We start from the raw sequence: 24,043 nt of genomic DNA, 5'->3' as shown, positions 1-24,043 counted from the left end.
GGAGTCCCGTTCCTGCTGTTCAGGCGGGGGTTGTGGACGAATCAAGATCCCTAACGCAGCGGCGTTGACAGGATCCACGGATGCCGATCACCGACGTGTCGCCCGGAGTGTCCATCGCCTACGAGAGCTTCGGCGATCCCGCCGCCCCCCCTGTGCTGCTCGTGATGGGCTTCGGCGCCCAGATGATCGCCTGGCACGAGGACTTCTGCCGTGCGCTGGCGGATCGTGGCCGTCATGTGATCCGGTACGACAACCGCGACAGCGGCCTGTCCACCAAGTTCGACGACCATCCCGTAGACGTCGGCCGGTTCATCGCCGCTGTGCACTCGGGAGACGTCGCGTCCGCCCTCGCCATGGTCCCCTACGGACTGCAGGACATGGCAGCCGACGGACTGGGGCTGCTCGCCGCACTCGGTATCGAACGAGCCCACGTGGTGGGAGCGTCGATGGGCGGGATGATCGCCCAGACCATGGCCATCACCCGGCCGGACCGGGTGCTGACGCTGACGTCGATGATGTCCTCGACCGGCGAGAGCGAGTACGGCCGGCCCAGTCCCGAGGCCGAGGCGGTGCTGTTCAGCCCGAAGCCGCCGGACCGCGAGGGGTACGTCGCGGCGGCGGAACGGAGTCTGGTGTGGGCGTCCAAGCGCTACGGCGACCCCGCGGTCCTGCGGGAACTGGCCGCCGAAAGCTACGACCGTGCCCACTACCCTGCCGGGATCGGGCGTCAGCTCGGAGCGATGATCCTCAGCGGCTCGCGCGCGGACGCACTGCGCGAGCTCCGGGTGCCGACACTGGTGATCCATGGCCTGGACGACACGCTGATCGACCTCAGCGGTGGGCAGCGCACCGCGGAACTGGTGCCCGGAGCCAAGCTCCTCCTGGTCCCCGACATGGGGCACGACCGCCCCCGTGAGCTCTGGCCCGAGATCATCGGTGCCGTGGTGGACCACACCGGCTGAGCACGCGGGCGGCGAGGAGCCGCGGCGCACCGGGGCACCCTCCGTCCGGCGGCCGGGCTCGGCCGGGCTGGGGAGCGTGTGCGCCCGTGGTCCCCTGGGAACCGTCGGGGTCCGCCGGGCGGCACCACAGGGGGTGGTGCCGCCCGGCGAGCGGGCACCGGCCGCGCCACCTCGGGAGGCGCCGGGGCCGGTGCCCTGCCGGGCGCGGGCCGCTCCCGCCCGGTCACCCCCTAGCGGGCGAACGCCCTGCCGCGGTGTGCCTCGGCGCCGCACAGGCGCTTCTCGGTCGCAGTCATCTTGCGGGTGTTGACGACGAGCGCGTTGGTCACGCCGTCCGTTCCGTTCGCAGCCGGGCTGGTGACGGTGTCACGGAAGAACCAGTAGTAGTGACCCCACTTGGGGCTGTCGTAGTGGGTCTGCCACGTGCCCGAGACCTGTCGCATCACCTGGGCCCGGGAGATCCAGCCGATCTCTCCGGGCTGCACCGTCATGGTGAGCGAACTGCTCTCCGAGTGGGAGGTCGACCAGCTGTGGTTGTAGCTGGCGGTCACACTCAGATCCACGATCCCGGCGATCTTGCCGCCCGTCGTGACCGAGACGCCCAGAGAGTCGCTGGAGCCGACGGTGTCGCGCCATGTCACCGACTGGGTCGCGTGGGAGCTGCTGCAGTTGTAGAGGTTCTCGGAGACCTTGTGGAACCGTCCGCGATAGGCCTTGCCGAGCGTGGGGGAGTTGAAGGTGCACTTGCCAAGGCCGGATGCGCAGTCCGCCAGGAGCTGCCGGCGGGTCGGCTGCTCGTCGGCCGACGCGGACGGGGCGCCCGCCAGCGCAAGCACGCCGACTGCCGCTACGGGCAGGAAGCGTCCGGCGTGCCGACGAAAGCGATGTGGGGTCATCTCTTGTCTTCACCTCTTGCATGGGGGGGGGATCGGTGGACCGGGGCGACGCGCGTACCCGTGGTTGCCGTCGGGACGGCCGTTCCGGTTCACCGCCTGTTGCAGAGCGAGATCGCTCAGGACCCCGGGCAGGTTCGGCGTGATCACGCCAAAAAATGGCGCCTATCAGGCCAGTTGCTCTCGCTGTTCACCGGTGCGGCGCGCCGTGAGCCGGCTCCGGAGGCCGGCCGGGTGAGTCGCACCGCCGGGCGGGGCGCCGTGGGGTGGGGCGGCGCCATGGGGGCGGCGACACGTCCACATGTCGCACCGGCGGAAGTGAACGTCACTTTTCAGCCAACTCTCCGCCGGGTCGATCGTCGGCGGCCGTACGGCCGCGGGCCCGGGTGCGCGTTCGGCCCGGGGTGCCGCACTCCCCGGGGTGGTGTGCGCGGCGGGCGCGTTGCTGACCGATCATCATCGGTGTCACTGCAGCGCATGGTTACCAGGCGGTAGCTTCTTCGCACCCGCGATCCGGACCGATCCTCGCCGACCGCGACCCGCTCCCACCGAAGGACCACCGTGCACCGCCAGCTCCGCCGTGTCATAGCCCCGGCCGCGGTACTGACCGCAGCTCTGGCCACGCTGGGCGCCCCGCCCGCCCACGCCGCCGACACCAGCACCCCGCACCTCGACCGGGTCGAGGACGCCCTTCGGCGAGTCTCTCCCGGCCTGGAGGGCAGGGTGTGGGGACGGAGCGCCGGCAACGCCCTCGCCGCGGAGTCCGGCGACCCCGCCGGTTGGCTGCTGCAGACCCCGGGGTGCTGGGGCGACGCCTCCTGCGCGCAGCGCGCCGGTTCCCGCAAGCTGCTCTCGGCCATGACGCGTGACATCTCACGTGCGCAGCGCACGGTGGACATCTCCTCGCTCGCCCCGCTGCCCGACGGGGCGTTCAACGAGGCGATCGCCGACGGGCTGAGGGCGTCGGTGGCTGCCGGGCACCGGCCGAAGGTGCGCATCCTCGTGGGCGCGGCCCCGCTGTACCACGCCAACGTGATCCCCTCCGTGTACAAGAACGACCTGCTGGACCGGCTCGGTTCCGCGGCGGACGACATCACACTCGACGTCGCCTCCATGACGACGTCGAAGACCGCCTTCTCCTGGAACCACTCCAAGCTCGTCGTGGTCGACGGCGAGTCGGTGATCACCGGTGGGATCAACGACTGGAAGGGCGACTACCTCGACACCTCCCACCCGGTCACGGACGTCGACCTGGCGCTGCGCGGTCCCGCCGCCCGTACCGCGGGTGCCTACCTCGACACCCTGTGGGACTGGACCTGCCGCAACGCGGGCAATCCGGCGAAGGTGTGGCTGGCCACGTCCGGGGGAGCCTCGTGCATGGCCTCGCTCGAACGCGACGCCAACCCGGGGCCGGCCCCGGACCGTGGCACGACCCCCGTCATCGCCGTGGGCGGTCTCGGAATCGGCATCGAGGACCGTGACCCGTCCTCGTCCTTCCGGCTGCCCGCCCTCACGTCCGCCAGGGACGCCACCTGCTTCCCCCGTGTGGTGAGCGACCGTACCAACGCCGACCGCGACTACGACACGGTCAACCCGGAGGAGAGCGCGCTGCGCGCTCTGATCGCCAGTGCCCGTGACCACGTGGAGATCTCCCAGCAGGACCTCAACGCCTCATGTCCTCCACTGCCCCGCTACGACGTCCGTCTGTACGACACACTGGCGGCCAGGCTCGCGGCGGGCGTGAAGGTCAGGATCATCGTCAGCGACCCGGCCAACCGCGGGCTCATCGGTAGCGGAGGCTACTCCCAGATCAAGTCGCTGACCGAGATCAGCGACACGCTCCGCAAGCGCCTGGCCCTCGTCACGGGCGGCACCGCCGCCGCCGACCGGGCGATGTGCGCCAACCTGCAGCTGGCGTCGTTCCGCGCGGCCGACTCGGCCACCTGGGGGGACGGCGAGCCCTACGCCCTGCACCACAAGCTGATCTCCGTCGACGACTCGGCCTTCTACATCGGCTCGAAGAACCTCTATCCGTCCTGGCTCCAGGACTTCGGCTACATCGTCGAGGACGGTGCCGCCGCGCAGCAGCTCGAGCGGGACCTCCTCGATCCGCAGTGGAAGCACACCCGCCGCACGGCGACGTACGACTACACCACGGGTGTGTGCCCGCGCTGACGCCGGCGCCGCTCCGGCACGCTCAGGGGCCCGGTGCCCGCCCGAACGCGGTGGCCTCCCGGAAGCCGGTCACGCCGGTGCGACATGACCGGCTTCCGGGACGGCGGCGATGCCGAGGGCGACGCGTGCCGTGTGCGTCGGACCGCAGACACGGGCCGCCCCGTCCGTGCTGCCCGTGGTGATGGGGAGCGCGGCAACGCAGCGGTGAAGCAGGTCCTGTTGCGCCGGGAAGGATGACGCGGCAACCGGTCGGGCCCGCGGGGGCCGAGGGGTGTGTGAGCGGCGTGTCCGCATCCGGTCCGGTCCCTCTCCGTGTCCGGTTCCCCTCCGCGCCCGATCGCGTTCCACAAGCCGGTCAGGGTGAACAGCTCCTGCTCGGGGGCGTGTTGGCCGCAGCCATCGGCGGTCGACCTCCGCAGCCCCGCAAACGCCGGGGCCCGACACCCCGACTGGTCCGGCATCACCCGCGCCGGGCTCCCGCGCATCACGCCCCGGCCGGACACCCGCCCTCGTCCGGCTCGGCAGGGGGAAGGACCAGGTATGTGGGCAGGGTGGGCCGATGGGACCCGGAGACAGGGCCGTTCGGCCCTGGGGCAGGGGGTGTGCCACAGCTCACACTGGCGCGGGCAGGTTCCGGTGCCGTGGACCGGGCCCTTCGGCCCGGTCCACGGCACCGGAACCCTCCGGCCTGAGAGGAGTCCCGTCGCGTGACCAACTCATACGCTCCCGGCCACACCGGGCAGAACAGGGCAACGACACCCCTGCGCCCGCGTGTGCCGATGCCCCTGGAGCCCGCCGAGGCGCTGCGGCTGCTGGGCACGGTCCCCCTGGGGCGGATCGTCTTCACCCGGCACGCGCTGCCCGCGATCCGGCCGGTCAACCATCTGCTGGAAGGGGACGACATCATCGTGCGTACCCACAAGTGGACCGCCCTGGCCCGGCAGGTCGACCCCGGTGAGGGACCCGGGGTGGTCGTGGCCTACGAGGCGGACGCCATCGACCCCGTCACCCATCTGGGCTGGAGCGTCGTGGCCACCGGATACGCACACCTGATCACCGGCCAGGACGAGCTGGAGCACTACGGCCGGCTGCTGCGGCCCTGGGCGGAGCAGCCCATGGACTGCGCGGTGCGTATCCGTCCGGAGGAGATATCCGGCCTCCGGCTCGTCGCCTGACCGCGGGACGGCGTGCCGACTCCCGGGACGGCCTCGCTCCGGTGCCCGACACACCGGCCGCGTCACCCGTCCCACCGCGAGGACGCCGATTCCAGCCGGCTTTCCCCCGGTTGCCATCGCACCTCTCCCGCTCGTCCCGCCCCTGGCACGCAGCGTTCCGGAACACCCCGGGTCACGGCACGGCACCCAGCGCCCGGTGCCCGATCCCTCACATCGCACGACGGAACACCTCCCATGACACACCACAGCACCTCCCGACCGCTCCATGCCGCCCGCGCCCCGCGGCCGGGCGAACCAGGACGGCGGCCGCCCGCGCAGGTCGCCAACGGCGCCGGCCCCGGCCTGGCCTGGCTCCTGATCGCCACCGGCGCGCTCGGCATTCTGGCCTCCTTCACCATCACCCTCGACAAGCTCCGGCTTCTGGAGGATCCGCACTTCTCCCCGTCCTGCAACCTCAGCCCGGTGTTGTCCTGCACGAGCGTGATGAGCAGCGACCAGGCAGCCGTCTTCGGCTTCCCCAACCCCCTGCTCGGCCTGCTGCTCTACCCCGCGGCCGTCACCATCGGCTGTGCCGTGCTGGCCGGCGCCCGCCTGCGGCGCTGGTTCTGGCTCGGCCTCAACCTCGTCACCCTGCTCGCCGCCGCCTTCTGCATGTGGCTGATGACACAGGCCCTGTACGTGATCGGCACGCTCTGCCTGTGGTGTTGCCTGACCTGGGCGGTGACCATCGCGCAGGTGTGCTACGTCACCACCCACAACCTGATCCGGGGCATCCTCCCCGCCCCGCGCCCCCTCGTCACCTTTCTGCGTGAGTTCCACTGGGTCGTGCCGGTCACCTGGAGCCTGGGCATCGGCCTGCTGATCATCACCCGCTTCTGGACCTACTGGCACACCCTCCTGTGACCCTGCTCCCCACCACCTGCACCCGCCTTCCACACACCCTGCGCCGACCGGGCGGACCTCACGCCCGGTGCCGGCCCCTGTACAGACGTTCAGCGGCCGAACCCACCACCGATCCCGGCATGAACGGCAGGAACACCATGCCATCGACCGTCACGCGCAGCAGCCCGCTCCCCGACGGCGGCATATCGCCGCCCCGACCACCCACCGACCGTGATCGTCTGACCCGCCTACACCCCTCCCCACCGACCCGTCACGGACCGTCCATGCGTGACCGCCCCGCACCCGGCGCAGCGGCCGATGCCCTCGCACAATGGCTGATCGACCTGTACTGCACGCGCTACGCCGCAACCGACCCCGCCCCGTGCCCCATCCCCCACCGGCACGGCCCGCCTCCCCTGTGCGCACACACCGCCGGACAACTGCGCCGCTGGTCCGCCGCACGCGCCCGCACCGCGCTCCGCCAGCACCCTCACGACCTTCCGTGCCAGCACCGCATCCTGCGTGAACACCAGTCCCTGATCGCTTGGTTGGCCGACCACGGCTACGGAGCACTCACCGCGCCGCACTGCCGCCCTCCTCAGCCCCCGGCCGCACCAGCCACCACGTGGGAACACGCCGCAACATCACCCGAACACGGCCAAAACACCCCCACGAGACCCACGTGATCCCTCCGCACGTGGTGACCGCGAAGGCCGGGACGGGACGCCGGGGGTGACGGAGAGCGCGCCGAGTGCGCTGGAAGGAGTGAGGTGTGCGCTCGCTCTGCGTCCTGTGACGGTGAACGAGGCTATTTTTGCGGTTCGTTACGATTGTTAGGCAATAACATTGCTGTAAGTCACTGGGGTTGGGCAGGCATACGGCAGTACGGTTCCGGCACTCGGCAGTAGGAGATCAGTGCGGCCGTAGGGGCGGTCGCCACTCACGCCGAAGAAGCCGGAGACAGTGCATGCGTGTGTACTCCGCACGGCGCAGACCGCGCCGCGGCGCGGAAAGGAGCGGTCGGGCGGCTCTCGCCGCCGTCGCTGCCGCACTCCTGATAGCGGGGACGGGACATGTCGCCGCGTACGGAGCGGATGGGACGGGATCCGGCCGCCACGACCTGGCAGGCGACGAGTCCCATGAACTGATGGAGTCCCTCGACGCGTTCAACGAGCCGAGGCTCTCGCCCAGCGGCCAGGTCACGCCCGGCGCGTACGCCGACGCCTGGGCGCACATCACCACCATGCCGGTGGCGTCCGGCAGCTGGAACGAGGTCACCACGTCCCCGTACAACGAGGACGCGCTGCACTACCGCGACCGCTCGGCCTCCAACTCCGGTGGCGGCGCCGGCCACTCGGCGGGCCGTGTCGCCGCGCTGGCCACCGATCCGACACACCGGGGCGTGGTGTACGCGGGCGCCGCCGGCGGCGGTGTGTTCCGCTCCACCGACGACGGCAGGACGTGGGCACCGATCGCCGACCAGTTGCCCGCGCTGTCGGTGGGTGCGCTCGCGGTCGCGCCCGACGGATCGCTGTGGCTGGCCACCGGCGAAGCGACCACCGCCTCCGACAACTACCTGGGCAGCGGCGTCTACCGCCTCGCGGACCCGGTCACCGGCACCTTCGGTGAGGGCGACAAGGTGGGCGGTGCGGAGCTGGACTCCGCCTCCATCCACGCCGTCACCTTCGACGCGGCCGCCGGATACGTCTTCGCGGCCTCTTCGCACGGGGTCTTCCGCCGCCCGCTGTCGGCCGGGCGGTCCACCACGTGGACGAAGGTCCTCGCCCCCTGCGCGGGCGTCGGCGTCAGCGGAGTGAGCTGCGGAGTGGACAGCCACTACGCGGACATCGCCAACGACATCGCCGTACGCCCCGGTAGCGACGGCACCGCGCTCCTGGCCAACGTGGCCTGGCGCAGCGGCGCCGACTACAACGGGTTCTACTACTCCGACGACGCCGGTACCACCTGGAAGCGGGCCAATCCGACCGGCGCGATCAACCCCGCCGAGATCGGCAACGCCTCCTTCGCCTACGCGGCCGACGGCAGCAAGCTGTACGTGTCGATGGAGTCGCCCAAGCTCCTGGCCAAAGCCACCGGCGCGGGCGTCTACTCGGTGCTGGCCGGCGTGTACGTCAGCCGGAGTGGTGACGCCGGCGGATCGTTCAGGCAGATCGCGACCTCCTCGTCCCTGTCGACGACCGGCTCCGCGATGAAGGTCAGCGAGATCGGCACCGGCTACCAGCCCGGCTCCCAGTCCTGGTACGACCAGGTCATCGCGGTCGACCCGAGCGACCCGGACCACGTCTACCTCGGGCTTGAGGAGATGTTCGAGTCCCGGGACGGCGGCGCCACCTGGAAGGCGATCGGCCGGTACTGGGACTTCGGCATGCCGTGCTTCTCCTACGACCCGGACGCGAACTCCTGCGACGGCGACGTGATGCACTCCGACCAGCATGCTGTGGCCTTCTCGCAGTGGAAGGACGGCACACCGGAGGTGTTCGTCGGCAACGACGGTGGCGCCTACGCCCGCCCCACCGCGCAGACCACCGACGGCTGGCGCAACCTCAACGCGTCGGGCACCCTGCGCAACCTCCAGTACTACTCGGTGCGCGCGGGGAGGATGACCGACGGCAGCGGCGACGCCGTCTGGGGCGGCCTGCAGGACAACGGCGTCTCGCTGCTCACACCCGAGGGTGCCACCTACCAGGGCCGGCAGCTGAACCCGGACGGTGAGATGGTCTCCCCGTTCGGCGGAGACGGCGGCGACCAACTGGTCAACCCCGACAACGGTTGCCAGGCGGTCGGGGAGTACGTCGACCTGGCCCTGCAGATCACCAACAACTGCGGCTACACCGCGAGCGACGACGGATCCGAAGACGTGATCACGGACATCGCACCCGGCGACCCGGGGGCCCGTTTCATCGCGCCGTTCGGAGCGGACGAGACGGACCCGAACGGCCTGTGGGTCGCGGGCGGCCAGTACGTCTGGGGCAACACCAGGACCTGGCAGAGCACCTCCGGCGCCGACTGGACCAAGCTGTACGACCTGGGCGCCGGTCACTCGGCCTCGGCGATCGCCAGCCGCAACCACGTGACGTGGGCAGCCTGGTGCGGCCCCTGCTACACGGTCACCGAGTCCTTCGGCCGGGGCATCGCCACCGACTACGGCGGCACCTGGCACCAGGTGGCCCTGCCCGGAGCCTTCCCCAACCGCTACGTCTCCAGCCTGGCCATCGACCCGTCCGACGCCTCCGGCAAGACGGTCTACGCGGTGGTCAACGGCTTCTCGCGGCACTGGAACGAGGGCCCCGGCGCCGGCTACGGCCACGTCTGGAGGACGACGGACGGCGGCCAGACCTGGACCGACGTCAGCGGCGACGCCTCCGCCTCCGACTCCTTCCCCGACGCCCCGGCCAACGCGGCACTGGTCACCGGGGACGGCACCCTCGTGGTCGCCACCGACCTGGGCGTGTTCACCAGCACCTCGGCCGGCCACTGGACCCGCCTGGGCACGAATCTGCCCACCTCACCGGTGGTGTACCTCTCGCCGAGCCCGGACGGCACCGAGGTGTACGCCGCCACGCACGGCCGCGGCATCTGGAAGACACGGATGCCGTAGCACGACACCTGACTGCGCGCCGAACCCGGCGACCGACGGGACAGCAGTCACGATGCCCACGGACCGCATCAGGGATGCCGTTGGTCGATCCGTCCCGCCGAGTGTGAACTCGGCGGGACGGAGTCGTTCCAGGTGGTTGGTGCGGGTGCGGGACGTCGGTCTGCCGCAGGTCCGGGCGTCGATTCGGGCCGGGCCCTCGGGAGGGCTCCGGTGGGGTGGTCCCTTTCGGCTCGCCCGTGCCGAAGGGCAGCCGGGCCAGCCGGTGCGTGCTCGGGGTGGTGCCCGCTCGGGTGACGGTGACCGTGGAACCCCGGGGGACGACGGCGGTCGGTCTGCTTCCCGGATCGCCGGGTGCCCGTTCCGCCGGGCGGGACCGGACACTGGTGACACGACCGGAGCCGCCGCCGACCGTGACGGTCGAGGCGGGTGCCGGGCCCTCGGTGTCCGGCACGCTTCAGGCCACATGCGGATGGATGGTTCCATCTGCTCGGTTCGGGTCCGTGGGCTCGGCCGGGCAGCTTGTTCGTGCCCGGGCCGCTGCGCAAGCGGACGGTGGTGCGCCGCTCCTGCGAGGACGGGTAGACCCCTCGTGAGGTGATCAATGTCGGGCGTCCCCGGGACGGTTCGACGTTCCGGAGGTCACGGCCCCGATGACACAGGCCGGAACTCCCGGGGCGGCGAAAGAGCTCCCTGTGGAAGGTCCGATACCCGGGGGGTATCGGACCTTCCACACTGGTATTGGACACCCGGATCGGGGGTGCCGGACGATGACCGCATGTCACCTCTTCCCATGCCGTCCGCCTGGGCGGGACCTCTCCCAGAGGCCGCACCTCCATCCGACATGACCCTGTACCAGTTGCCCACGGGAACCTACGAGACCAGGGCGGTCTTCGCGTTCAAGGGCGGCTCGTTCCGCGACAAACGTCCTTTCGCCGCCACGTCGGTCCTGGTGCAGCACCCGCACGGCGATCTGTTGATCGATGCCGGTTTCGGCTCCCGGGTCGATGCGCATATGCGGGCTCTCCCGCGCATCGAGCGCGCTCCGCACCAGTTGGGCAGCACCGTGAGTGAGCAGCTCAGGGCCAAGGGCCACGACCAAAGCAACCTTCGTGGGGTGCTGGTGACGCACTCTCACTGGGATCACGTGAGCGGTCTCGACGATCTCCGGCTTCCGATCTGGATCAATGAGGGTGAACTGCAATATGCGGGCCAGGACAAAGGCGGACGAGTTTTCCGCGAGATCTCCGGCAGTCACAGGATTCACCGATACGAATTCAGGGACGGACCCTATCTGGGCTTTGCGTCGAGCTACGACGTGTACGGCGACGGCTCGGTCGTCATCGTCCCCGCCAGGGGGCACACGACCGGCTCTGTGATCACCTTCGTCGCTCTGCCGAGCGGGCAGCGGTATGCCTTCATCGGTGACCTGACCTGGCAACTCGATGCCATGGTCCGCCGTGCTGAGCGGCCGCTCATGATGCGGATGCTCGCCGACACCGATCCCAAGCTGGTGCGCGAGGACATGCTTCGCGTGATCGCGCTCACGGACACCATGCAGATCGTCCCTTCCCACGATGTTTCCGCGTACGACGGGATCCCCGCGCTCCTCGATTGACCGGCGCCGGTCCCGAAGCGCCCGGCCGTTGAGCATCTCCGATCCCGCCGAATCGAAGGAAGACCTCTCATGAACGTCAACGGCACCACCAGCGACGTCGTGCTCGAAGCGCTCCGGCGTCGGCCCGCCGAGCGGCGGCGCATCCTGTTCACCGGCGCGACCATCCTCACCATGGACTCCGATCCCGGCGTCATCGACGACGGCGACCTCCTCGTCGAGGGTGACGGCCCGAGGACGTGTACGTCGACACCCGGCTGGCCGCCCCTACCGCGATCGACAGCCCCGTCCCCTGTCCTCCCGCCGCTCCTCCCACGGGCCGCGGGAACCCAGTGCATGCCGGGGCGCCGGCGGGCCGCGGAGAGCCGGCCCCGAAGGCGAGGGCGATGCCGGATCCTCCCCGGCCTCGAAGACCGGGCCCCGGTGCGGGCGCCCGCCGCCGGACGAGAACGATCCAGGGACGTCACGCCCGATACCGTTCGGGTATCGTCAATGGTGATGGACCTACGCCTGCTGCGGTACTTCGTGGCCGTCGCCGAGGAGCGCCATTTCGGCAGGGCCGCTGCTCGGCTGCACATGACCCAGCCGCCACTGACCCGCGCCATCCAGCGGCTGGAGGCGGATCTGGGCGCTCCCCTGCTGGTCCGCTCGGCCTCCGGCGTGACGTTGACCGCGGCCGGGAGCACGCTGTACGACGAAGCGCGCACACTGCTCGCCCAGGCCGATCACGCCCGTGCCCGGGTCACGGCCGCGGCCAAGGTGGCAAGCCTCACCATCGGCACACTCGGCGACAGCATAGAACGCACCCACGTCGGCGCCGGCACGTCCCTCGCGACCGCCTTCCGCCGCCACCATCCGGGTGTCAAGGTCCGTGTTCTCGAAGCCGACCTCGGTGACCCGACGGGCGGACTGCGCGCCGGCCTGGTCGATGTCGCCGTGACCCGGGCACCGTTCGACGACACCGGAATCACCAGCCGTGCCATCCGCTCCGAACCCGTCGGCGTGGTCCTGCGCACCGACGACCCGCTCGCCGAGCGCGAACTCCTGTATCTGGCCGACCTCGACGACCGCACTTGGTTCCAATTTCCCGACGGTACCGACCCGCTCTGGCGTGCCTACTGGAACGGTGTCAAGCCCGGCGAGCCGCTGCGCGAGGGGCCTGTGGTGCGTACCGTCCACGAGTGCGTCCGGGCCGTACTGTGGAACGGAACACTCGGACTGGCGCCACTCGGCCACGAGTTGGCGTCGCTCGGCCACGAGACCCCCGACGGCCTCACCGTCGTCCCCCTGGCCGACATGCCGCCGAGCCCGGTGATCGTCGCCTGGCGCGCTGGCGACGCCAACCCCCTGGTCCACTCGTTCGTTGAGCTGGCCTCGCCCGCCACCCGCCGTCCACGCTCGACACGGTGAGCTCAGCCGGCGGGAAGTGGCAGGCCGAAGGGTTAGTGAGACCGGTACTCGGTGCCGAGTGCCGTGCGCAGGGTGGCGACGGCCTGGTTGATGGCGGCTTCGGCGGCGTGGGTGTCGCGCAGGGCGTTGAGCATGACGAAGTCGTGGATGATGCCCTGGTAGCGCACGGCGGTGACCGGGACACCGGCCTGGCGGAGCTTGCTCGCATAGGCCTCGCCCTCGTCGCGCAGCACGTCGGCCTCGCCGGTGATGACCAGGGCCGGGGGCAGTCCCCGCAGCTGGTCGGTGGTGGCGCGCAGCGGTGAGGCGGTGATCTCGGCTCGCTGGTTCTCGTCGGTGGTGTACTGGTCCCAGAACCACTGCATGGCGTCGCGGCGCAGGAAGTACCCTTCCGCGAACTGGTGGTAGGAGGGGGTGTCGAAGGCCGCGTCGGTGACCGGGTAGAACAACACCTGCTGCGCCAGCGCTACGTCGCCGCGCTCCTTGGCCATCAGGGTCAGCGCGGCCGACATGTTGCCGCCGACGGAGTCGCCGGCCACCGCGATCCGGGTGGCGTCCAGGCCGTTGGCCGGTCCCTCGCGGACGATCCACTGGGCGACGGCGTAGTTCTGCTCGATGGCGACCGGGTAGCGGGCCTCGGGGGACAGGTCGTATTCGGGGAAGACGACGGCCGCCCGGGCGCCGACGGCCAGTTCGCGCACCAGACGGTCGTGTGTGTGGGCGTTGCCGAACACCCAGCCGGCGCCGTGGATGTAGACGATCACCGGCAGTGTCCCGTCGGCGTCGGCCGGCCGGATGACGCGGGTCCGGACCGACCCGGTCGGGCCGCCCTGGACGGTCACCCATTCCTCGGTGATCTCCGGCTTGCTGATCTCACCGGACTGCACCTCGTCGACGGTCCTGCGGCCTTCGGCAGGACCGAGGTCGAAGAGGTACGGCGGGTTCGCGGTGGCCTCGGCGAAGGCGGCGGCGGCCGGCTCCAGCACTGGGCGGGTGGTGGTCTCGGACATGGGGTGCTCCGTAGGTCGTGGGGCGGTCCGGGTGGGCCGCACGTGGCTTGTGGGGGGCGTGCCTCCGGCGGCCCCCGAAGAGTGGCGGTCCGGCTCTCCGGGCCACCACGGCTGCGGATGGAGATGCGCACGCAGGTGGCCGCCGTCGCCGTGGCCCGCCGAAGGGTGAGCGTGCTGTGGACCCGCCTGCGCGACGGCCGGGGTGTCACCCCCGCCCCGCCGCTCGCGTAGGTGGCTCTGCTTCGTCATGGCGACACCTCGTGGGTCGTGTCGGCCGGTCGGTCGGCGGTCACGAAACGAACAGTACCACGATTGAATCGTGCACAATCGATTAGTACACAATTAGATTGTGCACAACTGAACTGCTAAGGTGAAGTTTCCGATCACTCGACGTTAGGACCGGTCATGGACCAGGGTGCGGACCGCACCGCGGAACAGGGCTCACTACTGCTTCAGGACCAGCTGTGTTTCGCCCTGTACGCTGCTTCGCGATCGGTCACCACGCGTTACCGGCCGCTGCTGGAGGAGCTGGGGCTGACCTACCCGCAGTATCTGGTCATGCTGGTGCTGTGGGACCAGGGCTCGGTCTCCGTCCGCGAGTTGGGCGCCGCGCTCCAACTGGAGTCCAGCACCCTCTCCCCCCTGCTGAAGCGTCTGCAGGCCGGCGGCCTGATCTATCGTGAGCGGCGTGCCGACGACGAACGCTCCGTCGCCATACGCCTCACCCCGGCCGGTGCGGATCTCCGCGACAGGGCCCGCACCGTCCCCCTGGCCATCGGCGAGGCCATGGGCCTGACCCCCGAGCAGGACACCACCGCCAGACACCTGCTCCGCCTGCTCACCGCGAACGTCACCCGCAACGGAGGGTCTTCCGGCCCACCGTCGCCTTGGCCACCTCCGCATTCCACCGGCGCCGACCGTGCGCCCGCTCGGCCCCGGGTTCCGGCTCAGCCCGAACCGGTCGGGCGCGGAGACCGGGATCCGGTGCACCTCGCAGGAGACTCCCGCCCACCGGTGCTCGGCAGGCTGGCATGACCAAGGAGGCCGGCGTCGATTCGCGCCCGAACCGCGCCCTACCGGGCGGCTTCCCGTGCGGCGGTTGGTTCCCTCCGCGCGTTCCGCCACGCGGGCTCGCGCATCCGGGCACCTCGGGCGTGACGCGGCAACGTCCCGCCGTTCAGTCCGGTGTGACCTGGGGGGAGGTCTCCGTGCGCGTGGCCGCGGCGCTGCCCGTGTTCACCGGCGACGCCGTGATCGACACTCCGGTGCTTCCCCGGCAGCGGGATGCCCCGCGCGCGCTGCCGGGTGGAGGGCGGTCCGGCGGCGATGCCCACTCCCGCCCGGCGCACCGGAGCGGCGGGTCCCATGGGAGTCCGGTCCTCGGCGGGAGTTCTGCAACTCCTGGCCGAACCCCCGGCCACCCTCCCGGCACGAGGTCCAGGCGGCCGTCGTGGCCGCCCGCGCTGGTATGGCCCCCGATGCCGGTGCTGATGCTCCTCCTGGGGCTGATCGACGAGCTCTCCGGCGTCTTCGACGTCACCCTGGCCGGACCGGTCAGGCTCGGATCGGCGCTTCTGACGGCCGCCGCTCTGCTGCTGTGGCCCTGGCTCGGCGCGCGGAGGCTGCCGGTTGCTGCCGGTATCTCGGCCCTGGTGTCGCTGGCGGTCACGGCAGCCCTCCCGCTGATGGAGGCACGGCAGCGGGAGATGGACTCGGTCACTCCCCTGGAGAACCCCTACAGCCTCGCCGAACCGGCCGCGCTGCTGGGCCTGCTGGCGCTGACCGCCTGGCGTGGGCGCCCGGTGCGGGCGGCGCTCGCCGCGGCGGCGACCATCACGGCGATCGTGATGCGCCCGCTGGTGCTCGGCGTCGACGAGGGCAGCCTGGTCGTGACGTTCCTCTTCACCCTCGCGGCGACGGTGGCCCTGGCCGCCAGCCTGACCGCACGACTGGTCGTCGCGGACCTGCAGCGCCGGGAGACGGCCGTACGACTGGAGCAGCGCGCGGAGTTCGCCCGGGATCTGCACGACTTCGTCGCCCACCACGTGACCGGCATCGTCATCCAGGCCCAGGGCGCCCGCTCCGTCGCCGTACGGCGGCCCGACCTCGTGCCCCCGGCACTGGAACGGATCGAGCACGCGGGCGCGGAGGCGCTGAAGTCGATGCGGGCGATGGTCGGGATGCTGCGGCAGGTGGATCCGCAGGAGCCCCAGGCGCCGGACGTGGCCCTCGCACCGCTGGCCGGCATGGCCGAAGTGCGGGCCCTCGTCGAGGAGTTCGCGCCGGTCGGCGGCGGGCGGGCTGCGCTGCGGACGGAGGGGGAGTTGGGGGATCTGCCGGTGGAGGTGGTCACGACCGTGCACCGGGTGGTGATGGAGGCGCTGACCAACATCCGCAAGCACGCGCGCGACTTCACCGAGGTGGAGGTCCGCCTGGTCCGGTCCGGGCCGAGGGTCACGGTAACGGTGAGCGACGACGGCCGGCCGCACGCCGGCCATCGGGCCCCGCAGTCGCTGGGCGGCGGCTTCGGGCTGAAGGGGCTGGCCGAGCGGGTGGGCTTGGCCGGTGGCCGGGTCGAGGCGGGTCCCGCGGAGGGCGGGGGATGGCGGATCGAGGTGACGCTACCGGTGGACGGGGGTGCGGCCGCGCGGGGGACAACGGGTCGGGCTGTGGGGAGTGAGGCATGACGCTTTCGGGGGCGCCGATCCGTGTGCTGATCGCAGACGACCAGGCCATGGTCCGCACCGGCTTCGAGATGATCCTGGCGGCCGAGAACGACATCGAGGTCGTCGGCCAGGCGGCGGACGGCCTCCAGGCGGTCGAACTCGCCGAACGGCACCGGCCGGACGTGGTGCTGATGGACCTCCGCATGCCCCGGATGGACGGACTGGAGGCACTGCGCCGGCTCACCCGTCCCGGCCTGGTCGACGCGCCCAAGGTCGTGGTGGCCACGACCTTCGACGACGACGAGTACGTCCACCGCGCCCTGCGCGGCGGTGCCTGCGGCTTCCTGCTCAAGGACTCCGGCCCCGCGCTCCTGGTCGAGGCGATCAGAGCAGCGGCCTCCGGGGAAGCCCTGGTCAGCCCGTCCATCACGCTGCGCCTGCTGCGGGGCGTGCCGGGCGCGGCCGGGGCCGGCCGCGCCCGGAAGGCGCGGGATCCCGGGCTGTCGGCTCGCGAGACGGACGTCGTGAGACTGGTGGCCACCGGCCTCACCAACGCGGAGATCGCTGCCGAACTGTCCATCTCCGTGGGCACGGTGAAGACGCACCTGGGCAACGTCCAGACCAAACTCCCCGCCCGCAACCGCGTGGAGATCGCGGCGTGGGCTTGGCGATCGGGGGTCGTGGAGGGGTGAGGCGGGGGGCGCCCCGGGGTGGGGCGCCCACCGGGAATCCTGGGGCGGGTCCCGCGCCGGAGGGATCCCGAGCCCAGGCCGCTCGGCGGTGGTACTCCGGGTCGGTTGCCCGGCAACGTGCCCTTGGGCCGGGACGGGCAGTCCTGCGGACCGGGGATGGCGACCGGAAAGGGTCGCCATCCCCGGTCCGGGCGGACTCACCAGATCTTGAGCCCGTCGATCTTGACCCCACCCGGGTGGTTCGGGAAGCTGAAGACGGTCCACTTCGCGACCGGCGCGCCGGGCTGCCACCTTCCGTCCCCGTGCCACTGGACGCGATTGTTGCCGGTCGAGAACTGCACCAGCCACGAGGGTGCGTAGGCGCCGCGCCCCCACCGCATCTCCCCGGCGTTGGCGAAACAGGATTCCTGGTTGTTCTGGCTACCGGTGCTGTGCGCAAGGATCTTCGCGAAGTCGGTCCGAAGACCGCAGTCGACTTGATCGATCGCGGACGCCGGCGACGCGGTCGCGAAGGTGAGCGAGGCCGCCGCCGCGAAGGTCGTCAACGCGGACAGGACCACCTGTTTGGCTCGCTGGTTCATGGAGTTTCTCCTCTTCATGTCGTGTTGGGGGGCCGGACGGCGGCGTGGTCCGCCGGTGCCGTCCGGAGTCGAGGGGGGGGGTGAGCGCCGGGTTCAGGCCGTGGGAGAGGCGGTCAGGATGTGTGCTGCCTGGTCCATCTGCTCCTGGACCTGTTTCTGGTAACCGGTCAGGACTCTGGCGTTGGCCGAGATGAGCTGCTGCTGGTATCCGGCGAGCACGGCGAAGTACACGGCGGCCAGGCCGGATGATCGTGTGCAGGATGTGTCGGCCGTGGCGGCGGCGATCTCCTGCGCGGTCGGCTTCCCGGTGTGCCAGGGGCCGGCGGCCAGCTCCTCGGGAGCGTCGGCCGGGTGCCCCACGGCGCTCATGCAGGCCGACCAGCGCTCACGCGCGGCGCCGACCCTGCTGTCCACGGCCGCCTGCCGGAACGACTCGCCGAAGAGGTCTTGGGCAAGCTTCCATCCTTGGGTGCCGGAGAGGGACGGCAGTTGTTTCTCCGCCTCGCCGTAGCAGGTGTTGTAGTCCTTCAGCGCCCGGCCGGTCAGGACCCTGGCGGCCGGGAGCGGTACGGCGACGTGGAACCCGATGCGCTTGGCGGTCGTCCTGCCGATGTAGCCCCAGGCGCCGGCCGGATGGATCGCTTCCTTCTCCTGTCTTGTCCTCGGGGCGGTCGAAGGCGTGTTCTGGCTTGCATAGGCTGCGTGTCCCCGGCTTCTCATACACCGGGTGATGAGCGCCTCGTTCGTCCGGTACAGCACGGCGTCGTCCTGCTCCGACGTGCCGTAGGCGGACAAGGGGAGCCGCATCAGTCCGTCGTAACCGCTGGCCGGAGCCGTCGGCGTGGCGCCGACGGTCGGCGGGGCCACGCCCGCGGCGCTGCCGGTGAGAGCTGTGGAGCAGCCGGTGGCCAGCAGACCGGCAGCGATCACCGCGACATATGCCCTGCGATCGAGGAAGGACGAGACTTCCTTGTCGGCGGGTTGCGTGGAACGGTTCATCCTGCTCCTGTGTGTTGAGCGCACAGTGTTCGTGTGAGCTGCCGCAACGCTGCGGCGAATCCGGACAGGACGACACCGCTCACCGTCGCCGCCAACCGGAACCGCACCTTGCGCCACTTGACGGAACATCAGCCTGAGCTGCGGTCCCAGAAGCCGCGTCGGGAAAGGACGCGAGGCATCGGAGAGAACGCGGCCCGCATGGCGGTGCCCGGTGGCAATGACACTTTCCCCGGCCGGACCGGGGTCGCGGATCCCGCGAAAGTCAGATCCTCGGCCGGCCTCGTCCGACTTCTGGCGGAGCCGCGGGACGGCTCCCGGCGACAGTCCGGCCCTCCACGGCGACAGTCCGGCCCTCCACGCGTCTGCGCTCAGGCTGAGACGGCGATGTCAGGGCGGTCGTGACGAGTGGTGATCCCCGCGCTACGACGTCCTCATGGCGGCGAACCGGCAGAGGCCGCAGGGAGAGCTGAAGCGGTGCCCGCCGGCTCACGGGCTGCACACGGAGACGGAACGGGGAGCGGCGCCCCCGGTCGCGGCCGGCCTCGCGACGGCTCCCGGCTCCTCCGCGTCAGGGTCTCAGGCCCAGTGGTGGACCCAGGTACGTCGCCCGAGGACTTCGTGGGCGGCATAGTCGTCCAGTGCACCGTGACGGCTCCGGGCGAGGCCGTCCGGGCAGAAAGCGGCGTGCTCGGCGGCCACGGCCCTCGCCTGGTCCGCGGTGGCGGGCGGCGCGGCGACCGAGAGGACCAGCCGGTCCGCGGTGAGCGCCACCACCCGGCTGCCGAAGCGCTCCTCCCAGCTGCGCAGGACCGCACTGAGGGCACCGGGGTCGTCCTCGTGGTTCAGCGAACCGGACCAGCCGATGGCCGCGGGTATGTCGGCGTTACGGTCCGCGGGCACCAGGGCGAGGCGGGGCTCTTTCAGGCAGGAGCCGGCGCCTGTGAGGGCGTCCGCGATCTCGGCCGCCTGTGCGTCGGGGTCGGCGTCGGCCGGTACCGCCCCGGCGAGTCCCGGCCACGGCGCGTCGAAGGGGGCCACCGTCCCGCCGGACCGCTTCTCCCGGGTCTCCTCCCAGAGGCGGCCCAGCACCTCGTCGGTGCCCAAGTCCTCCGGGTAGGACAGGTTTCCGCACATCAGGTCCCAGTTCTCCGGGCCCCCCGACCGGCCGCCGACGTCCACCAGCACCGGCAGGAGGCCCGCCGCCCGGCGTGCGGCCCCCTGCGCGGACCACTGGCCGGGCGAGGCGCGCGTGTCGGCCAGCCACATCAACGGCTCCGGCCAGGGGCCCTGGTACGTCTCATCCAGCAGCCTCCCCGCAGGAAGATCGAGGCCGAGAGCCCGACCGCTCGGGTCGGCCGCGAGCCGGGGCAGGTTGTTCGTGTCCGTCACCATGCGGTGAGAGTAGAGGTTGCGACCGACCGGGCAGGCCACCGGCCCAAGCCCGCCGCCCCCCTGAAGCCCGCCGTCCCCCTGAAGCCCGCCGCCCCCCTGAAGGGCGCCGCCCCCGGAACACGGCGCCGCCCTCCCCGGCGCCGGACCTCCGCTTCGGCCACTTCGGCACCCAGCGCACGCCGAGGGCCCAGGCCGGGGGGGACCTGGGCCCTGCGGAGGGGGAGGGGGGATGGTGACGGGGGAGTTGGTGCGGGTCGGGGGTCAGGCGTGCAGGAGGACGTTGAGCTCGGTGGGGAGGCTCCGGGTGTCGCCTTGGGGGGAGGCGTCGGAGAGTTCGAAGGCCCAGCGGTGGGAGGGCGCGCAGCCGAACGTGCGGTCGCACAGGTCCGGCAGGTTGAGGTCGGCGCTGGCCGCCGAGTCCCAGATCAGGGCGAGGCCCTGGAGGTCCGCCGCCGGGTCGGTGATCCACTGGCCGGACTGCAGGCCGGGGACGTCTGCGGTGAACGAGGCCCTTTCCTCCGAGCGGGCGCAGGACATCGAGGGCATGCCCTGGCGGGCGGTGCTGTTGCTGATGCCGGTGCCGTTGCGGTGCTGTTCCCACCAGGCGATGACGACGTGCATGGGGTCTCCCAGCTGCAGAGTGTCGGTTGTGCGGGCGGCCGCGGTGTCCCCGTTGACACCCGTGCTCGGCTAGGGGCCCGCCCTGTGGGCCCCACCGGTCAGAGTTGCGAGCCTCCGGTGGCGTCGATGACCTGCCCGGTCACCCAGCGGGCGTCGTCGGAGGCGAGGAAGGCCACCACGTCGGCCACGTCCTCGGGGCGGCCCACCCGGCCGAGGGCCGACAGTTCGGCCGCGGACCTCTCGGCGGCCTCGTTGCCGCGCAGCCAGGAGGCGTTGATGTCGGTGTCGATGATGCCGGGGGCGACCGAGTTCACGGTGATGCCGCGGCTGCCGAGCGCCTTGGCGAGGGTGTGGGTGAAGGCGTCGACCGCCCCCTTGGTCATGGCGTACGCGATGATGTCGGTCAGTGCGATCCGAGTCGCCCCGGAGGAGACGTTGACGATCCGCCCGCCGTCCCGCAGCCGCTTCAGCCCCTGCTGTGCGAGGAAGAACGGTGCGCGCATGTTGACCGCGACGGCCTCGTCGAAGGCCTCTGCCGTTGTCTCGTCGATCTCACCGCGCGGGGTGACGCCGGCGTTGTTCACGAGGATGTCGAGCCCGGCGCTGGCGGCGTGCTCCAGCACCTGCCGGTCGTAGGCCTCCCAGAGGGTCTCCACGTCCCCCTTGACACCCAGCTCGGCGTGGACCGCGAACGCGGTGCCGCCCTTGGCGCGGATGCCCTCGACGACCTCCTCGGCGGCGGCGGCGTTCCGGCCGTAGTGCACGGCCACCGTGGCGCCGTCACCTGCGAGCCGCTCGGCGATCGCCCGCCCGATACCGCGGCTGCCTCCCGTCACCAGCGCCGTCCTGCCCGTGAGCGCGCCCATGGTCTCCCCTTCGGATTGTGCCTGTGCAGCGAATGCCCGAATATTTCTGTAGCGATGACTACGGTAAGACTCTACACGACTTCCGTAGCGATCGCTGTAAAATTGAGCCATGACTACGACGAAGCGCGGCCGGCCGCGAAGCTTCGACCGTGAGGCGGCGCTCACGCAGGCCACTCTGCTGTTCTGGCAGCACGGCTACGAGGGCACGTCCATCGCCGACCTGACCTCCGCCATGGGGATCTCGCCGCCGAGCCTGTACGCGGCCTTCGGTGACAAGCGCACACTCTTCATCGAGGTCGTCGACCGGTACGGCGGCACGTTCGGCGCCTTCATGGGCAGGGCGCTCACCGAGGAGAGCGACCCGCGCGCGGGATTCGCGCGGATGCTGGACGAGGCGGCCGTGGCCTACACCGACCCCGAGCATCCCGCGGGGTGCCTGGTCATCACGGCCGCGACCAACTACTCCACGCAGACCGCCGACATCGAGGAGGAACTCCGCGACCGCCGGAGGGCGAACGTACGGTCCTTCGAAGCCCGGCTGGAGGACGCCCGGAGCCGGGGGTCGCTCTCCAAGGAGACCGACACCCGTGCCCTGGCGGTCTATTTCGCCGCGGTCGTCCAGGGCATGTCGCAGCAGGCGCGCGACGGGGCGAGTACCGGGGAGCTGCGCCGCGTGGCTGAATTCGCCATGACGATCTGGCCGCCCTCCAGGGGCTCTTGAGCTCCGGACACTCGGAATCGGGCGTTCCGACTTGGGTTCGCCGGATGCGGAGTTGCCCGCCCGGGGTCGCGTACCGGCCGGAACCGCCGGTCCGATGCGTCGTGAGACCGGAACCGCTGCTCGGGAATGTGCCCGGGGGCGAGTCGTCGTGCCCGTCCCGGGCGTGGATGCGTGGGCGCGGCGCGGCTGTCGGGGATCCCGGTGGCCGGGTCGGCTCTCAGGGGGCGGGCGGCTCCTCGCGCGCGCGGCACAGCCGGGCCGCCACGTGCGCGTACCGCTCGTCGTACTTCAGCGCCGTGAAGGCGTGGTCGAGTTCGCGGTCGAGGGTCTCGGTGGCGTGCCTCCACACGGCGAGGCCCGCCTCCGTGATGGCGACGCGGCTGGCGCGCCGGTCGCACGGCCAGGCCACTCTGCCTGTCCAGCCGGACCGTTCCAGGTGCGCGAGTATGCGGCTGGCCGCCGAGACGCTCAGCCCCAACCGTCGGGCGACGCCGCTGACGGTCGCGGACCCCGACTGCTCGTCCACCAGCACCCCGAGTGCCATCAGCTGGCCGAGCCCCAGCTTGTGACGGTGTGTCAGCGTCCGCTCCAGCTGGCCCTCCAGCAGGGAGAACATGGGGACGACGCGCTCCCAGAGCCGGGAGATGTCCTCCGCCTCGGCGTCACGGTCTTCGTTCGTGTGCGGCTCTGCCACGTAGGTGTGGTCCGTCCTCGGTATGCGGGGTGGGGGGCGGGACTCGGGGTGCGAGTACGCGGGTCCGGTGGCCCGGGGTGTGCCGGTGTCGCGGTGGGGGGAGCGGCGGCCCGGGGCGGTCAGGGCAGGAGGAGGAGCTTGCCCCGTACGCCGCCGGCCGCCAGGAGCCGGTGGGCCTCGCCCGCGTCCTCGAACCCGAGGCGCTTCGCGGTGCGCAGCCGCAGCTCCCGGGAGTCCACCCGGGCGACCAGCTCGGCCAGGCGGGGGCCGTCCTGTTCCACGTAGGAGACGGCCACGCCGATGCCGCGTTCGGCGGCCGGCACGCGGGTCGGCACGATGGAGACCGCGCGCCCGCCGTCCCGTACCGCGCCGATCGCGCCCGGCAGGCCGGCCGTCTCCAGCAGGCCGTCGACGGTCGCCGGCGGAACGCCTGCCTCGTCCACCACCTGGTCGGCACCCAGAGTGCGGGCCTCGTCCGCGTCCCGGGTGGACCGCACCTGTGCCACCACCGTCCAGCCGCGCAGCTTGGCGAGCTGCACCGCGAACCCACCGGCCGCCCCTACCGCGCCGGTGACCAGAAGGGTCGCCCCGGCGGGCAGGGCGAGGGCGTCGAGCGCCTGTGCGGCGGCGAGCCCGGCCAGCGGGAGGCCCGCCGCGTCGGTCAGCTCCACCGACTCCGGGGCCGGGGCGACGATGTCCGCCGGCAGGGCGACGGTCCCGGCGTACGTGCCACGCCCGGTCGCCATCTGCGCCGACATCGCCACGACCCGGTCACCGGGCCGGAAGCGGGTGACCCGATCGCCCACCGCGGTGACGGTGCCCGCCACGTCCCAGCCGAGGACCATCGGCGGGCGGAAGGCGCTGTGCGCGGCATGCAGGCCGGCACGGGTCTGGAGGTCGACCGGGTTGACCGCGGCTGCGGCCGTACTGATGAGGACGTCGTCCGCGCCCGGGCCGGCCGGTTCCGCGATCTCGGAGACCGACAGCCCCTCCGGGCCGCCGAACGACGTCAGGACTACAGCGCGCATGGGCTTGTTCGCTTTCATGGCCGGGGGTGGTGCGCCGCGGGCATG

19 protein-coding genes and 1 pseudogene are annotated in these 24,043 nt (G+C 71.5%); 11 read left to right on the top strand and 9 right to left on the bottom strand.

Translation table 11 applies throughout. The features are described from left to right. The first annotated feature begins 80 nt into the window (after window positions 1–80). Window positions 81–962 (top strand): alpha/beta fold hydrolase, encoded by an 882-nt coding sequence (locus I3F54_RS24375; RefSeq protein ID WP_240121028.1) that lies wholly within the window; start codon window positions 81–83, stop codon window positions 960–962. Between the two features lie 230 nt (window positions 963–1,192). Here the strand turns inward: I3F54_RS24375 and I3F54_RS24370 are convergent, their stop codons facing one another. After that, on the bottom strand, window positions 1,193–1,858 hold the full coding sequence (locus I3F54_RS24370) for a hypothetical protein (RefSeq protein WP_240121026.1): 666 nt from the start codon (window positions 1,856–1,858) through the stop codon (window positions 1,193–1,195). A gap of 558 nt (window positions 1,859–2,416) precedes the next feature. Here I3F54_RS24370 and I3F54_RS24365 point away from each other — a divergent pair. The 6 genes from I3F54_RS24365 (at window position 2,417) to I3F54_RS24340 (ending at window position 12,728) form a co-directional block, all read left to right on the top strand. After that, window positions 2,417–4,030 (top strand): phospholipase D-like domain-containing protein, encoded by a 1,614-nt coding sequence (locus tag I3F54_RS24365; protein WP_240121024.1) that lies wholly within the window; start codon window positions 2,417–2,419, stop codon window positions 4,028–4,030. A gap of 779 nt (window positions 4,031–4,809) precedes the next feature. Beyond that, entirely contained in the window at window positions 4,810–5,205 is a 396-nt protein-coding gene (locus I3F54_RS24360; RefSeq protein WP_240121029.1) for a pyridoxamine 5'-phosphate oxidase family protein, read from the top strand. A gap of 234 nt (window positions 5,206–5,439) precedes the next feature. After that, complete coding sequence (locus tag I3F54_RS24355; protein WP_240121023.1) at window positions 5,440–6,108, top strand: vitamin K epoxide reductase family protein; 669 nt, start codon at window positions 5,440–5,442, stop codon at window positions 6,106–6,108. A gap of 1,126 nt (window positions 6,109–7,234) precedes the next feature. After that, a complete protein-coding gene (locus tag I3F54_RS24350) occupies window positions 7,235–9,706 on the top strand; it encodes a glycosyl hydrolase (protein WP_240121021.1) in 2,472 nt (823 codons plus the stop codon). A gap of 841 nt (window positions 9,707–10,547) precedes the next feature. After that, window positions 10,548–11,321 carry an MBL fold metallo-hydrolase gene (locus I3F54_RS24345; RefSeq protein ID WP_240121020.1) on the top strand — a complete coding sequence of 258 codons (774 nt, stop codon included), beginning with the start codon at window positions 10,548–10,550 and terminating at the stop codon, window positions 11,319–11,321. 495 nt (window positions 11,322–11,816) lie between these two features. Further along, window positions 11,817–12,728, top strand: a complete 912-nt coding sequence (locus tag I3F54_RS24340; RefSeq protein ID WP_240121019.1) for a LysR family transcriptional regulator — start codon at window positions 11,817–11,819, stop codon at window positions 12,726–12,728. 32 nt (window positions 12,729–12,760) lie between these two features. On the opposite strand, the gene I3F54_RS24335 is transcribed toward I3F54_RS24340, so the two are convergent. Beyond that, window positions 12,761–13,738 carry an alpha/beta hydrolase gene (locus I3F54_RS24335; protein ID WP_240121018.1) on the bottom strand — a complete coding sequence of 326 codons (978 nt, stop codon included), beginning with the start codon at window positions 13,736–13,738 and terminating at the stop codon, window positions 12,761–12,763. 405 nt (window positions 13,739–14,143) lie between these two features. Between I3F54_RS24335 and I3F54_RS24330 the strand changes: the two are divergent. From I3F54_RS24330 to I3F54_RS24320, 3 genes and pseudogenes are all read left to right on the top strand, one after another. Then, window positions 14,144–14,596, top strand: a pseudogene (locus I3F54_RS24330) (MarR family winged helix-turn-helix transcriptional regulator); the annotation flags it as partial. A 620-nt stretch (window positions 14,597–15,216) separates the two neighbouring features. Beyond that, window positions 15,217–16,425, top strand: a complete 1,209-nt coding sequence (locus I3F54_RS24325; RefSeq protein ID WP_240121017.1) for a sensor histidine kinase — start codon at window positions 15,217–15,219, stop codon at window positions 16,423–16,425. After that, window positions 16,422–17,096, top strand: coding sequence for a response regulator transcription factor (locus I3F54_RS24320; protein WP_240121016.1), 675 nt, complete (start codon window positions 16,422–16,424; stop codon window positions 17,094–17,096). Before I3F54_RS24325 ends, I3F54_RS24320 begins: the two co-directional genes overlap by 4 nt. 197 nt (window positions 17,097–17,293) lie before the next feature. Here the strand turns inward: I3F54_RS24320 and I3F54_RS24315 are convergent, their stop codons facing one another. The 5 genes from I3F54_RS24315 to I3F54_RS24295 all read right to left on the bottom strand — a co-directional run bounded on the left by I3F54_RS24315 (window position 17,294) and on the right by I3F54_RS24295 (window position 21,555). Continuing rightward, a complete protein-coding gene (locus tag I3F54_RS24315; RefSeq protein ID WP_240121015.1) occupies window positions 17,294–17,677 on the bottom strand; it encodes a beta/gamma crystallin domain-containing protein in 384 nt (127 codons plus the stop codon). A gap of 93 nt (window positions 17,678–17,770) precedes the next feature. Beyond that, on the bottom strand, window positions 17,771–18,676 hold the full coding sequence (locus I3F54_RS24310) for a hypothetical protein (protein ID WP_240121014.1): 906 nt from the start codon (window positions 18,674–18,676) through the stop codon (window positions 17,771–17,773). 576 nt (window positions 18,677–19,252) lie between these two features. After that, a complete protein-coding gene (locus I3F54_RS24305) occupies window positions 19,253–20,068 on the bottom strand; it encodes a DUF4253 domain-containing protein (protein WP_240121013.1) in 816 nt (271 codons plus the stop codon). A gap of 261 nt (window positions 20,069–20,329) precedes the next feature. Next, complete coding sequence (locus I3F54_RS24300; RefSeq protein ID WP_240121011.1) at window positions 20,330–20,689, bottom strand: hypothetical protein; 360 nt, start codon at window positions 20,687–20,689, stop codon at window positions 20,330–20,332. A 98-nt stretch (window positions 20,690–20,787) separates the two neighbouring features. Continuing rightward, window positions 20,788–21,555, bottom strand: coding sequence for an SDR family oxidoreductase (locus tag I3F54_RS24295; protein ID WP_240121010.1), 768 nt, complete (start codon window positions 21,553–21,555; stop codon window positions 20,788–20,790). Between the two features lie 109 nt (window positions 21,556–21,664). On the opposite strand from I3F54_RS24295, the gene I3F54_RS24290 reads away from it, so the two are divergent. Continuing rightward, complete coding sequence (locus I3F54_RS24290; protein WP_240121008.1) at window positions 21,665–22,276, top strand: TetR/AcrR family transcriptional regulator; 612 nt, start codon at window positions 21,665–21,667, stop codon at window positions 22,274–22,276. Window positions 22,277–22,493: 217 nt separating this feature from the next. Here I3F54_RS24290 and I3F54_RS24285 read toward each other — a convergent pair whose 3' ends face one another. Beyond that, entirely contained in the window at window positions 22,494–22,970 is a 477-nt protein-coding gene (locus tag I3F54_RS24285; RefSeq protein ID WP_240121007.1) for a MarR family winged helix-turn-helix transcriptional regulator, read from the bottom strand. A 119-nt stretch (window positions 22,971–23,089) separates the two neighbouring features. Next, entirely contained in the window at window positions 23,090–24,016 is a 927-nt protein-coding gene (locus I3F54_RS24280; RefSeq protein ID WP_240121005.1) for an NADP-dependent oxidoreductase, read from the bottom strand. Between the last annotated feature and the right edge of the window lie 27 nt (window positions 24,017–24,043).

It is taken from the genome of Streptomyces sp. MUM 2J (assembly GCF_022414535.1).
Lineage (GTDB): Bacteria > Actinomycetota > Actinomycetes > Streptomycetales > Streptomycetaceae > Streptomyces.
Note: the sequence above shows the minus strand (reverse complement) of the source record. Positions and strands in the feature narration are given on the sequence as shown.